Annotated in this window: 12 protein-coding genes; 7 read left to right on the top strand and 5 right to left on the bottom strand. The window is 42.9% G+C overall.

Features of this window, described 5'->3' with window-relative positions; all coding sequences use genetic code 11:
• Positions 1–14: 14 nt before the first annotated feature.
• The 3 genes from DFP80_RS09520 to DFP80_RS09510 all read right to left on the bottom strand — a co-directional run bounded on the left by DFP80_RS09520 (position 15) and on the right by DFP80_RS09510 (position 1477).
• Complete coding sequence (locus DFP80_RS09520; RefSeq protein WP_241560220.1) at positions 15–458, bottom strand: NUDIX domain-containing protein; 444 nt, start codon at positions 456–458, stop codon at positions 15–17.
• On the bottom strand, positions 352–1080 hold the full coding sequence (locus tag DFP80_RS09515; RefSeq protein ID WP_113916564.1) for a pseudouridine synthase: 729 nt from the start codon (positions 1078–1080) through the stop codon (positions 352–354). Before DFP80_RS09515 ends, DFP80_RS09520 begins: the two co-directional genes overlap by 107 nt.
• 130 nt (positions 1081–1210) lie before the next feature.
• Complete coding sequence (locus tag DFP80_RS09510; RefSeq protein ID WP_113916563.1) at positions 1211–1477, bottom strand: cold shock domain-containing protein; 267 nt, start codon at positions 1475–1477, stop codon at positions 1211–1213.
• A 305-nt stretch (positions 1478–1782) separates the two neighbouring features.
• On the opposite strand from DFP80_RS09510, the gene clpS reads away from it, so the two are divergent.
• Together clpS and clpA are read left to right on the top strand one after the other, a co-directional pair.
• Positions 1783–2133 (top strand): ATP-dependent Clp protease adapter ClpS, encoded by a 351-nt coding sequence (clpS, locus tag DFP80_RS09505; RefSeq protein WP_012070938.1) that lies wholly within the window; start codon positions 1783–1785, stop codon positions 2131–2133.
• A gap of 20 nt (positions 2134–2153) precedes the next feature.
• Positions 2154–4409: an ATP-dependent Clp protease ATP-binding subunit ClpA gene (gene clpA / locus DFP80_RS09500; RefSeq protein ID WP_113916562.1), complete on the top strand. Its 2256-nt coding sequence runs from the start codon at positions 2154–2156 to the stop codon at positions 4407–4409.
• A 101-nt stretch (positions 4410–4510) separates the two neighbouring features.
• Here clpA and infA read toward each other — a convergent pair whose 3' ends face one another.
• Entirely contained in the window at positions 4511–4729 is a 219-nt protein-coding gene (gene infA / locus DFP80_RS09495) for a translation initiation factor IF-1 (RefSeq protein WP_110571526.1), read from the bottom strand.
• Positions 4730–4956: 227 nt separating this feature from the next.
• On the bottom strand, positions 4957–5700 hold the full coding sequence (gene aat / locus DFP80_RS09490; protein WP_113916561.1) for a leucyl/phenylalanyl-tRNA--protein transferase: 744 nt from the start codon (positions 5698–5700) through the stop codon (positions 4957–4959).
• A gap of 545 nt (positions 5701–6245) precedes the next feature.
• Between aat and DFP80_RS09485 the strand changes: the two genes are divergently transcribed.
• The 5 genes from DFP80_RS09485 to crcB all read left to right on the top strand — a co-directional run bounded on the left by DFP80_RS09485 (position 6246) and on the right by crcB (position 12486).
• On the top strand, positions 6246–7118 hold the full coding sequence (locus DFP80_RS09485) for a hypothetical protein (RefSeq protein WP_113916560.1): 873 nt from the start codon (positions 6246–6248) through the stop codon (positions 7116–7118).
• Positions 7119–7292: 174 nt separating this feature from the next.
• A complete protein-coding gene (locus tag DFP80_RS09480) occupies positions 7293–10043 on the top strand; it encodes a DNA translocase FtsK (RefSeq protein WP_113916559.1) in 2751 nt (916 codons plus the stop codon).
• A gap of 60 nt (positions 10044–10103) precedes the next feature.
• The gene (gene lolA / locus DFP80_RS09475) at positions 10104–10730 is read left to right on the top strand and encodes an outer membrane lipoprotein periplasmic chaperone LolA (RefSeq protein WP_241560219.1); all 627 of its coding nucleotides are present in this window, start codon (positions 10104–10106) and stop codon (positions 10728–10730) included.
• Entirely contained in the window at positions 10730–12118 is a 1389-nt protein-coding gene (locus DFP80_RS09470; protein ID WP_113916557.1) for a replication-associated recombination protein A, read from the top strand. The genes lolA and DFP80_RS09470 overlap by 1 nt, the downstream gene beginning before the upstream one ends.
• Positions 12115–12486 (top strand): fluoride efflux transporter CrcB, encoded by a 372-nt coding sequence (gene crcB, locus DFP80_RS09465; RefSeq protein WP_113916556.1) that lies wholly within the window; start codon positions 12115–12117, stop codon positions 12484–12486. The genes DFP80_RS09470 and crcB overlap by 4 nt, the downstream gene beginning before the upstream one ends.
• Positions 12487–12536: the final 50 nt, after the last annotated feature.

The raw sequence follows: 12536 nt of genomic DNA, 5'->3' as shown, positions 1-12536 counted from the left end.
GAATTTAATGTTCGCTATTGTATCACTTTCTCTGGTCGAAGAAATTGGTCTGATACGAAGGATAAGGAGATAATGGGGTTATTAAATGAATCTTCAATGCAGGCTCTTATTAATGGGCTACGATGAGGTAAGGCCATTATTTCGTCATAGGTCAGCCAATGGCTAGAAACAATATCGTTATCGAGTGGCTCATGGGTTTCGTCCACGGCTTCACATAAGAGACACAGTCTATGATAAGTGTCTGAACCTTCGTAAGGCGTAAACGCATACATGCCAAGCAGACCGATAGGTTCTACTAGCCAGCCCGATTCTTCTTTTGTTTCACGAATGACGGCTTCAATAACGCTTTCGTTATTTTCGACGTGGCCGGCTGGTTGGTTTAGGACTAGGTTTCCGTCTTGCCATTCCTTCACCATGAGAAACTTTGTTTCCTTGGGGTCTTTGTTGTTTCTTCTCACTAGGGCGGCGACGGTTAGGTGAGGCAGTTTTTCTCTGTCTTTGTGCTTCAAACTGAATGACCTCTTTTAGTAAATTGTCAGTTGGTTCTATATGCTTCCATTGGCCAACCTCTGTGTTTTCTAAAGTATAAGGGCCAATAGCATAACGAATTAATCTGAGTGTTGGGAAACCAACCGCGGCTGTCATGCGGCGAACTTGCCGATTTTTACCTTCGCGAATCTGTAGCGATAGCCAGCTAGTTGGGATGTTTTCTCTATGGCGAACAGGTGGCACTCTATCCCAAATATCAGGCTCTTTCATGTGTTCTGCTTCGGCGGGCTTGGTTACACCGTCTTTTAACTCTACGCCTTGTCTTAGTTTTTCTAGTGCTTCATCCGAAATGTTGCCTTCAACTTGAACCCAGTAGGTTTTAGGGAGCTTAAAGTCTGGCGAGGCGATGACGTGTTGTAATGCGCCTTGGTTGGTCAGTAGTAAAAGACCTTCAGAGTCAAAGTCTAATCTTCCGGCAGGATAAAACTCTGGAATGTCTATATATCGAGCAAGAGTGGCCTTATCGCCTTCTGCGGAGAATTGACTGAGTACTCGAAAGGGTTTGTTAAATAAAATTAAGTTAGAGGGCATGGATTCGATTAATAGAGTTGGGAAGAGGTTACGAGTATAAAAAAAACAGCGCAAAAGGGCGTTAGTCTTACTCCTCATTATGAGGAGTAAGATAACAAATCCGCTTCAATATAGCGATGATAATGCGGTTTTAAGCTAGCTGAGTATTTTTATCGTCGGAGTGAGTACCCTCTTGTTTAGTGTTTTCTGCCGCTGCTGTCGGGTTGATTTCAATTGCGTGAAGGCCTCGCTCTCCTGGCTCGACATCAAAGGTCACTGCCTGGCCCGCTTTTAGAGTTTTGTAGCCCTCAACATTAATAGCTGAATAATGAATAAATAAATCTTCATTAAAATCTTCCGACACAATAAAGCCATAGCCTTTTGCATTGTTAAACCACTTCACTGATCCGTGATGCATGAGTCACTCCTTATCCACTCAGTCGATATTTGCTTATGTCACTCAAAATGAGTAATGATGACGATAAGCGCGTTAAAAAACATAACTCGGATAGCGCAGATTGCTAAATAGGTGCAAATTGTTTTTGACCAATCAATGCTAAAATTTTAATGATAAACATTGATTGCACATTTGGTCACCCCAATAAAGAGAGTAGAAGCCCTTTTGGGATTTGTAAAATCCAAATGGCAGTCTGTAACGTATATAAGCGGTAATGAGTCAGATTTGGCCAGTTACGTAAAAAATTGTAGCCTCAGAGGCATGGGATGATTACAGATCAACAAATTAGACTAGTATCAGAAGATGACGAGCAGCACGGGCACTCCAGTATTGCGATTGCTCCAGAAGAAACAGAGTTAAAACCACCTTCCATGTATCAGGTGGTATTGTTTAATGATGACTATACGCCAATGGATTTTGTCGTATTTGTGTTACAGCGGTTTTTTTCTATGGATGGGGAAAAGGCGAATCAGGTAATGTTAGAAGTACATCAAAAAGGGAAAGGTGTTTGCGGTATTTACCCTTTTGATATTGCTGAAACCAAAGTAGCAATGGTACAACAGTTCGTGGAACAAAATGAGCACCCCTTAATGTGCGACCTACAAAAGGTTGACTGATTCAGAGTGAGGGAATAGCAATGTTAGATAAAGAACTAGAACAAACCCTGAATACGGCTTTTAAAGCGGCGCGTGACAAGCGCCATGAATTCATGACGGTTGAGCACTTATTGTTGGCTCTTATTGAAAATGGCGCTGCTTCAAGCGTCCTCAAAGCATGTGGTGTCGATTTAAATACCTTAAGTAAGGAGCTTGAGGAATTTGTTGATAGTACGACTCCTCTAATTCCTGAAGATGACGAAGAACGTGAAGTTCAGCCAACGTTAGGATTTCAGCGAGTACTGCAGCGCGCGGTTTTTCATGTTCAGTCTTCTGGAAAGCGCGAAGTGACTGGCGCTAACGTACTGGTGGCTATTTTTAGTGAGCAGGAAAGCCAAACCGTTTACCTCTTAAAACGTCATGGAGTGGCACGAATTGACGTGGTCAATTATGTTGCTCATGGCATTTCTAAAACGGGTGACGCTTCTTCTCAGGACATGGATAATGATGACGAAGCAGAGGATACAGCGACTGCGCCTTTGCAAAAATTCGCCACAAATTTAAATGAAGAAGCCAAAGCAGGAAAAATAGACAAGCTGATTGGTCGTGAGTACGAAGTTGAGCGGGTCATACAAACACTTTCTCGTCGCCGTAAAAACAACCCGCTCTTAGTGGGTGAATCTGGCGTTGGTAAAACAGCCATTGCTGAAGGCTTAGCAAAACGTATTGTTGATGGACAAGTGCCTGATGTCATTGCGGACGGTGTTGTTTATTCGCTAGATTTAGGCGCATTATTAGCGGGAACTAAATACCGCGGCGACTTTGAAAAACGCCTTAAGCAATTGTTGGGTGAGTTGAAAAAGCTACCTAATGCGATTCTGTTTATTGACGAAATCCACACCATCATAGGTGCGGGTGCTGCATCTGGCGGTGTTATGGATGCTTCTAACCTGCTTAAGCCTGTTTTGAGTTCTGGTGGATTACGTTGCATCGGCTCGACCACATTCCAAGAATTCCGTGGTGTATTTGAAAAAGATCATGCGTTGGCGCGTCGATTCCAGAAAATTGATGTGAATGAGCCAAGCGTAGATGACACCTATCAAATTCTTAAAGGTATTATTGGAGCATTTGAAGAGCATCACAAAATTAAATACGAAGAGCCAGCTTTATTGGCCGCAGCGGAGCTTGCTCAACGCTACGTGACTGACCGACATATGCCAGATAAAGCGATTGATGTTGTGGATGAGGCAGGGGCTTATCAGCGCCTGCAGCCAGAGGATAAACGTAAAAAAATTATCACAGTTGCCGATATTGAAGATATCGTCTCTAAGGTCGCTAGAGTGCCTGTGAGAGCTGTCAACTCAGATGACAGGCAAGTGCTGTCTAATCTTGAGCGAAATTTAAAAATGGTGGTCTTCGGGCAAGACAATGCTATTGATTCTTTATCCGCAGCAATTAAATTATCTCGTGCAGGGTTGAAGGCTGAACAAAAGCCTATTGGCTCTTTCTTGATGGCCGGCCCAACAGGGGTTGGTAAAACAGAAGTTACTAAACAGCTAGCTAAACAATTAGGGCTTGAGCTCATTCGTTTCGATATGTCGGAATATATGGAGCGCCATGCGGTTTCTCGATTGATTGGTGCGCCACCGGGCTACGTTGGCTTTGATCAAGGCGGTTTGCTAACAGAAGCCGTGACGAAGAATCCACACAGTGTCGTGCTATTGGATGAGATTGAAAAGGCTCATCCAGAGGTCTTTAATTTACTTCTGCAAGTGATGGATCACGGCACTTTGACGGATAACAATGGACGCAAAGCGGACTTCCGTAATGTGATTCTTGTTATGACGTCAAACGCAGGTGCTGAAGAGTTGGCTCGCCGCTCGATTGGCTTCTCTAGTCAGGATAACTCGACTGATGGCATGGAAGTGATTAATCGAACTTTCACGCCTGAATTTAGAAACCGTCTAGATGCCGTCATTCAGTTCCAGCAGCTAGATGAACGCATTATCTTTAACGTGGTTGATAAGTTCTTGGTAGAGCTGCAGGCTCAACTAGACCCTAAAGGCGTCTTGCTAGAGGTCTCAGACACCGCGAGAGGTTGGTTAGCCAATAAAGGTTACGATCGTCAGATGGGCGCACGTCCAATGGCCCGAGTTATTCAAGAGCATTTGAAGAAGCCTCTGGCCGATCATATTCTCTTTGGTGATCTTCATGATGGAGGTCATGTTAAAGTGGCTTTGGATGAGAAAAAGGACGAGTTGAAGTTTGAAGTGATCAAAGAAGCGGTTGTTCATTAATCATTTGATTCAGTGATATTTTTGCTATGATATAAAAAAACCGGACTTAGTCCGGTTTTTTTATATCATTCATCCAAGCAGCCCATGTGGGGTTGCTTATCTTAGCGTGCGCGGTAAACGATACGCCCTTTTGAAAGGTCGTAAGGAGTTAGTTCAACTTTTACCTTGTCGCCAGTCAAAATACGAATGTAATTTTTGCGCATTTTACCAGAGATATGTGCAATCACTATGTGTCCGTTTTCTAACTCGACACGGAACATGGTGTTAGGCAACGTATCAATGATAGTGCCCTCCATTTCTAAGCCTTCTTCTTTTGCCACAATATGTGTCCTATGGTGTTAACTTACTATTATTTAGTAGACGCCGACCATGCCCAAAGGAGGTCTGCAGACGAAGAGGAAAGATGTTCCTCTTTGGTCAATTGAGCGCTAAATAGCTTAATCATAATTGTGTATTTAGCGACGTCTGAATTTTGATCGAGCGTATTTTGCCTAAAAATGCAGCGTAAGGCAAACCTAGTTGTGTTTTCGTGTTGCCTATTTTTGATCTAAATCGGCTGTTTACCTGCTTTTTCTCCAATATTTATGAGGGTTGGGTTCTTTTTGCTGCTTGGAATGAGTTGCTCTAAGGTACTACAGAAGTCTTCTCTTGGTATTTTTTTAGCACCTAGTGACAGTAAGTGGTCAGATTCTACTTGGCAATCTATCAATTCTATCTGGCTATTTTTTGCTAGCTCGCAAAATGTTTTTAGCGCTATTTTGGATGCGTTTGGTACGAGAGAAAACATTGATTCACCAAAAAACATATTACCCATTGCGACACCATAAAAGCCGCCGACAAGTTGATTTTTTAGCCATATTTCAATGGAGTGCGCATAGCCTAATTTATATAACTTTGTATAAGCATTTTTAATGTCTTTGGATATCCAGGTGCCTTCCTTTTCCGCACGTAGAGCTGAGCAGTGGTGGATTACGGACTCAAAATCTTGATTCACTGAAAATAACCATTGGTCTTTTTTTATGGCTTTTTGAAGTGATCTAGAGCAGTGAAATTCCTCTGGATTAAGTACGCATCTTTGCTCCGGGTGCCACCACAAAATAGGGTCCGGGTCGCTAAACCAAGGGAAAAAACCTTTGCTATATAGGTAAAGTAGCCGAGTAGAAGATAAATCACCACCTATGGCGGATAAGCCTTCAGGGTCGTCTAATGCCTTACTAGGGTCTGGTGTGTCGTAAGGTGATTCTGACAGTAATACAAGCTCGTGTTTTTCTTCGTTAGCGGTTGCTGGCATGAAGCGGTTATTTTCCTATTTATTCAGTCTGTCTTATAGCTCGATTATAGTTTTTTTCACCTTAAAGACTATCTTTTGATGATTTTTATCAAAAAAGAGCTAAAGAAAAAAAAACCAGCACCGATAGGATAATTAAGGAAAAAAAGATATTCAGCTTGCGACTTATTGACACGATGTTATTCTTAATTGATGTTAATGTGCACGAATAACTTAAGAAAAATGTCCATTAAGCGGCTTGTTGAGTGCTTTTTATCCAAAAAAGAGTGCAAAATGAAAAAAAAAAGAAAAAAAGTGCAAGGAGTGCTTGACCCGTAATGGAAAACTTGGTTTTAATCGATGCAGTCCTAAACGGTAATTTGAAAACATAAATCAAATACGGTGTTGGGAACTACAAGAATAAATTGCTTTTTTGACTGCTGTCATGAAAGTGAAACTGATAGGTTTTAGGATACATGAATCGTTGATTTAACAACGTTTCTTGATTAGATGAAAATCGATCGATAGGTCTACAAGACCATATTATATAATATAAAGGGGAATCTTGAATGAAAGCGATTAAACTTGCTTCTGTGTTTGCGGTATCTGCTGTTGCGGCTGCTGTTTCTACTACTACTTTTGCTGCTGATGCTATCATCACTGGTGAAGCTGGCGTTGAATACGTAAGCTACGGTAGCGGTGAAGGTAATGATGCTGCTGATGGTACTAACCTAAGTGAACTTGAGCTACATGTAGACACTGGTGTTGTTTACGCTGAGCTTGAAATTGCAGGGACTGGCACTGATGAAGACGTAGATATCGGTCTAGAAAAAATCTACGTAAAACAAGGTGCTGTTTCCTTCGGTCGTTTTGACGGTACTGTAGCAACAGGCTCATTCTTTGGTATGGATGAGATTTATGGTGGTGTTGATCTAGTAACAGGCTCTAGTGATACAGACAGTACTGGTGTTCGTTACAAAGTGACACCTGAATTGACAGTTGCATTAGAAGCAACTCGTCCAGCAGGCACTGAAGATTCAGAAGTTGGTTTTGCAGCATCTTATGTTAAAGATTTTGGCGCGTTTAAAGCTGGTATCTCTGGTGGTTCTGTAGGTGATGCAAATGCAGTAAACGTAGGTCTTCAATCCGTATCTGGTCCAGCGACTGTATCTTTGAACTACGGTGTTGGTGAGAAAGGTACAGGTACAACAACTGATCGCGAGCAGCTAACTGCTTCTGTTGCATTCGCAGCAACTGATGCATTGACATTGACTCTTGAATTCTCTAGTGAATTGGAACAAGAAATTGATGGTACTTACTTCGTTGCAGAATACGCTGCTGGCGATTTGACTTACTACGTAGAAAACTACGCTGGAGACCTAACAGATGCGACTAACGGTGACGGTAACCGTACTATCGTTGGTGTAAAATCGGTCTTCTAAGACCTTTCTTGATAAGGTCTTCTTTGATAGATAAATACCTTTCTTAGTAAAAGCGAAAGCCAGCCCTTTGGGCTGGCTTTTTTTATGGTAAGCTTAGCGAACTTATGACTCCGTGAAACGGTGCATGTGTTGTTTTGATTAACATAAAATAGGAAGTACGTTTTGTCAGAGAAAATGCGTGAGTCGGTACGATCACCAATTTGGGATATGTTTGCCAAGCAAGCTGCGTTTATTGCCGCTTTACTGTTTTTATTCTTTTTTGGACTGGCAACTTATACCTACAGCCCAACCGATGCGGCTTGGTTTTATTCCGGAAGTGGTGCCGCTACGCAGAACTCTATGGGGCCTATTGGTGCCATTATTGCAGATTTAGCGTCTGGCTTCTTTGGGTCCTTATTTTATTCTTTACCTCCCTTGTTTTTCTGGGTGGCGATTATTATATGGCGCAACCCACACTCCTTATTGCCCCTTAATAATGCCTTACTCTGTACTATTGGAAGCATTCTGTATTTATCCTTTGGGTCAGTATTGTGCTTTTTACATACTGTTGGCGAACCGTCATTGCAGTATGGTGCAGGTGGTATCTTAGGGCGCGGCCTTGGCGTCTTGTTGTATGGCTTTATTGGTTATGATGGCGCCACGTTAGTCAGTTTAGCGTTAGTTATTTTGGCGTTTACTTTGTTATCTCAAGTCCATTGGTTGAGCTTGATGGACCGTTTAGGTGAAAGAGCGTATACCCTTGCTATGTTTATTCATCAAAAATGGTCAGATAGTCGTGAAGCAAAACTCACTAAAAAAGCTGCGACTGTTGAATTGATCGATACGGCCGATGAAGCAGAAGAGCCTGCAATCGTCAGAAAGAGAAGAAAGGCGTCTGTTGAACAGGTGAAGGCTGAACCTGTAACCCAAAAGCAAGCGGGCGATAATATTTTATTCGAAGACTCTACTGATACAGAGTCTTCCCGTGAAGTGTCTAAAAAATCCAAGTTTAGCCTTTCTTCGCTATTTGCTAGGTCTAAATCTGCGAAGGAGGAGGGCTCAGTTGAGGATTTTCCGCCTACTCATGAAGAACCTGCGTTTGGTGGTCTAGATGATTTATCTGTCGATGGCTTATCTTTTGACGATAAGGAGGTTAATTTTGGTGACACCTTATACATAGAAGAATCTTGGTCAGCAAAAAGTGATGACACAATAAAGGAAAAAGCTGTTCAGCCTACACCAGCTCCAACGGTGAAACCTGTTGAACGAGAAAGTGAGCAAGCTGCTTCAGCTACAAGTATCTCTAAAGAGCAAGCTGATACTATGTTGTTTGAAGGTAATAAGCAGCCTTCGACGATTCCTTCCGCACATAAACCTGCATTTCGTACTTTATCTGAAGCGAAGCAGCTGGATTCACTTGGCGGTCCTCACTCAGATGACACTGAAAACAGTAAAAAGGTAGAAGCTTACTCTTTACCTGATCGTTCTGTTCTTACCAAGCCAAGGCCTAAGCAAGGCGGTTATTCAGAAGATGAACTGTTGGCTTTATCCGAGCTGCTAGAGCAGCGCTTGCAAGACTTTGGTGTTAAAGCTGATGTGGTTGAGGTTAACCCTGGTCCTGTTATTACTCGCTTTGAAATTCAGCCAGCGCCAGGTGTGAAAGTTTCCCGTATTACGAACTTGGCGAAAGACCTTGCGCGTTCTTTGAGTGTAATGAGCGTGCGAGTGGTAGAAGTAATTGCTGGTAAATCAACTATTGGGATCGAGATCCCTAACCAAGTCCGCGATACCGTGTATTTCTCTGAAGTGATAAATTGTGAGGCCTATGATAGATCTTCTTCAGCGCTCACTTTATCGCTTGGTCATGACATTTCTGGTGAGCCTGTGGTTGTCGATCTAGCAAAAATGCCACATGTGCTAGTAGCGGGTACGACTGGCTCGGGTAAGTCTGTTGGTGTTAACGCCATGATTCTGAGTATGCTGCTAAAGTCGACGCCTGATGAAGTGCGCATGATCATGGTTGATCCAAAAATGCTTGAATTGTCTATTTACGAAGGGATTCCGCACCTGTTGACTCCAGTTATTACCGACATGAAAGACGCCGCTAATGGCTTGCGTTGGTCTGTTGATGAAATGGAGCGTCGTTATAAACTCATGTCAAAATTAGGTGTGCGTAATATTGCGGGTTACAACAAAAAAGTGCGCGACGCGATTGAAGCCGGCCAGCCAATTCAAGATCCATTATGGCAACCTGAAATGGCTATGTTTTCAGAAGATGGTGTCGCTCGTACTGTGCCGCATTTGGAGCCTTTACCTTACATCGTTATTATAGTCGACGAGTTTGCTGACATGATGATGATTGTTGGTAAGAAAGTAGAAGAGTTGATCGCTCGTATAGCACAAAAAGCAAGGGCGGCCGGTATTCACTTGATTCTTGCGACGCAGCGTCCATCTGTGGATGTTATTACTGGCTTGATTAAGGCTAACATTCCTACACGCATGGCCTTTCAAGTGTCTTCGAAAATTGACTCCAGAACGATTCTCGATCAAGGTGGGGCGGATCAACTGCTAGGTATGGGGGATATGTTATATTTGCCTGCTGGTTTACCAACCCCAATTCGTGTTCACGGTGCTTTTGTCTCTGATGATGAAGTGCATGCTGTCGTTGAGGAGTGGAAGCAGCGAGGTGAGCCGGACTATATTCAAGATGTTGTTGTTAACCCTGAAGACTTAATGGCAGATGGTGGCGGTGAAGATAAAGATGCACTTTATGATGAAGCTGTGAAAATTGTCATTGAAACGCGTAAAGCTTCGATATCCTCTATTCAGCGCCGATTAAAAATAGGTTACAACAGAGCGGCTAACTTGGTTGAATCAATGGAAGCGGCGGGTCTAGTTGGTCCAATGGGAACTAATGGACAGCGTGATATTTTGATTCCGGAATAAAAACGGTAGCACGAGAGTTCTTTGGAACTCTTATTTTGGGTGTTTTTGTGGAGATCTATTTTGTTAAATAAATTAGTCACTATGGTGCTATTTTCTGTTGTAATGGCTTTTCAGGTTGCAATGGTGCAAGCTGCGGATTCTTCCGCTTCAATAGAAAATTTGCTTGAACAGAATCGCAATATTGAAGGTGAGTTTCGTCAGGTCACTTATGATGAAAAAGGTAAGCAGCTACAAGTCAGTGAAGGTATTTTCCTTCTTGCTAAGCCAAATCAGTTTGTCTGGGATAGCGTAACGCCCTTTGCACAGCGTATTGTTTCTGATGGTAAATATATTACCGTATGGGATGTGGATTTAGAGCAAGCGACAAAAAAACCTTTATCTGGTGCGGTAGGGAGTTCTCCTGCTGCGTTACTTGGACAACCCGCTGCAAAAGTATTGCCTCATTATAATGTGACGAAGCTTGGCGATGAAAAATTTCGTTTAGCGCCGAAAGAAAATCAAGATTTATTTCAAGCATTGACTCTGTCATTCCGTAACAAGGTGATCAGTGCGATGAGTATCTTAGACGCGCTAGGGCAAACAACGGTGATTGAATTCAAAAACGTTGAAGCGCATGAAGGTGTGGCGAAAGAGAATTTTGTTTTAGACTTGCCTGCGAATGTGGATGTTATTGTAGAAGGTCAGTAATGAAGGATCTTTTTTCCGACATATCAGCAGGAGGTTACCAGCCTCTGGCAGCCAGAATGCGACCTTCTGGTCTTGATGAGTATATCGGGCAATCGCACTTGGTTGGTCCGGGAAAGCCGTTACGAAGAATGGTGGAGACAGGACACTGCCATTCTTTTATTCTTTGGGGGCCTCCGGGAGTTGGGAAAACGACTTTCGCTCAGCTTTTGTCCCATTCCCTTGATGCGCAGTTTATTGAAATTTCTGCGGTCATGTCTGGGGTGAAAGAAATTCGTGCAGCAGTGGACCAGGCAAAACAATTGCGCGCGATGAACGGCACCCAGACAGTTTTATTTGTCGATGAAGTTCATCGTTTCAATAAGTCGCAACAAGACGCGTTTTTGCCTTTCATTGAAGACGGTACCTTTTTGTTTATTGGTGCAACCACGGAAAATCCTGCCTTTGAATTGAACTCTGCCTTGTTGTCTAGAGCACGGGTTTATCGTTTAAAAACACCGAGCGTTGATGAGGTAAAGCTTACCCTTAAGCGAGCTTTAGAGAACCATGAAAAAGGTATCGCTGCTTATTCTCAAGAAAATGGTTTTCAAATAGACGATTATTTTTTGTCAGTGTTGGCTCAAGCTGCTGATGGTGATATTCGCCGAGGTCTTAATTTCTTAGAGATATTATCGGATCTTGTAGAGCCGGGAAGCAAGGTAACACTAGAGCAGTTAGAAGATGTGTTGGGTGGTAGTGTTCGTCGTTTTGATCGTAAAGGTGATGTCTTTTATGATCAAATTTCTGCCTTTCATAAATCGGTTCGTGGCTCATCGCCCGATGGTGCTTTATATTGGATGGCGCGTATGCTGGATGGTGGTTGCGATCCTTTGTATATCGCCCGGCGCCTGCTGGCTATTGCATCAGAAGATATTGGCAATGCTGATCCGCGCGCCTTGCAAATCGGCTTAAATGCGTGGGATGTGTTTGAGCGTGTTGGGCCCGGCGAGGGTAATCGTGCGATAGCGCAAGCGGCTGTTTACATGGCGTGCGCACCTAAGAGTAACGCAGTGTATCAAGCCTTTAATCAAGCGATGTCTGATGTCGCAGCGCAACCAAGTTACGAAGTACCGGTACATTTGCGTAATGCGCCAACGTCTTTGGCGAAAAATATGGGGCACGGCGATGAGTATCGTTATGCGCATAATGAAGAATATGCTTACGCTGCAGGCGAAAATTATATGCCAGAAGAGTTGGCGGATATGCGTTATTATCATCCGACAGATCGTGGTCTAGAAAAGAAAATCAATAATAAACTGGCTTGGTTATCGGACTTAGACGATCAGAGTCCATTGCAGCGCTATGGTTCTTTTTTCCAACCTCAAAGTCTATCTCAAGAGGATGAAGAATGATGTATTTTATGATTGCTGTAGGTGGTGCCTTTGGTGCGCTAAGTCGATATGGCATGACGAAATGGATTAATACCTATTGGAATCACCATTTTCCCTTTGCGACTATGATTATTAACGTATTGGGTTGTGTTCTGATGGGGATCGCTTTTGTAGTGATCAGTGAGCGCATGCCTTCCCTTGAACCTTACCGGCCTTTGGTTATGGTTGGTTTTTTAGGTGCGTTTACTACTTTTTCCACTTTTTCTTTGGAAATTGTCTCTCTTATTAACATGCAGGCTTGGCTAAGTGCAGTAAGCTATTTATTATTGAGCTGTGTTTTGGGGATTGCTGGCCTTGCCGTAGGTATGGCTGTTGCTCGTTTTTTATAATCCCTTTATTTTTTTAAAGTAACCTAATTTATTTATACACACTGATTGAA

The sequence above is a fragment of the Marinomonas rhizomae genome (genome assembly GCF_003315485.1).
GTDB lineage: Bacteria > Pseudomonadota > Gammaproteobacteria > Pseudomonadales > Marinomonadaceae > Marinomonas > Marinomonas rhizomae.
This window is presented reverse-complemented; position numbering and strand designations above follow the sequence as displayed.

Bases quoted from the DNA above. Each gene is read 5' to 3' on its own strand.
- DFP80_RS09515 (WP_113916564.1), bottom strand. From the start codon at position 1,080: ATGCCCTCTAACTTAATTTTATTTAACAAACCCTTTCGAGTACTCAGT.
- DFP80_RS09510 (WP_113916563.1), bottom strand. From the start codon at position 1,477: ATGCATCACGGATCAGTGAAGTGGTTTAACAATGCAAAAGGCTATGGC.
- clpS (WP_012070938.1), top strand. From the start codon at position 1,783: ATGATTACAGATCAACAAATTAGACTAGTATCAGAAGATGACGAGCAG.
- clpA (WP_113916562.1), top strand. From the start codon at position 2,154: ATGTTAGATAAAGAACTAGAACAAACCCTGAATACGGCTTTTAAAGCG.
- aat (WP_113916561.1), bottom strand. From the start codon at position 5,700: ATGCCAGCAACCGCTAACGAAGAAAAACACGAGCTTGTATTACTGTCA.
- DFP80_RS09485 (WP_113916560.1), top strand. From the start codon at position 6,246: ATGAAAGCGATTAAACTTGCTTCTGTGTTTGCGGTATCTGCTGTTGCG.
- DFP80_RS09480 (WP_113916559.1), top strand. From the start codon at position 7,293: ATGCGTGAGTCGGTACGATCACCAATTTGGGATATGTTTGCCAAGCAA.
- DFP80_RS09470 (WP_113916557.1), top strand. From the start codon at position 10,730: ATGAAGGATCTTTTTTCCGACATATCAGCAGGAGGTTACCAGCCTCTG.
- crcB (WP_113916556.1), top strand. From the start codon at position 12,115: ATGATGTATTTTATGATTGCTGTAGGTGGTGCCTTTGGTGCGCTAAGT.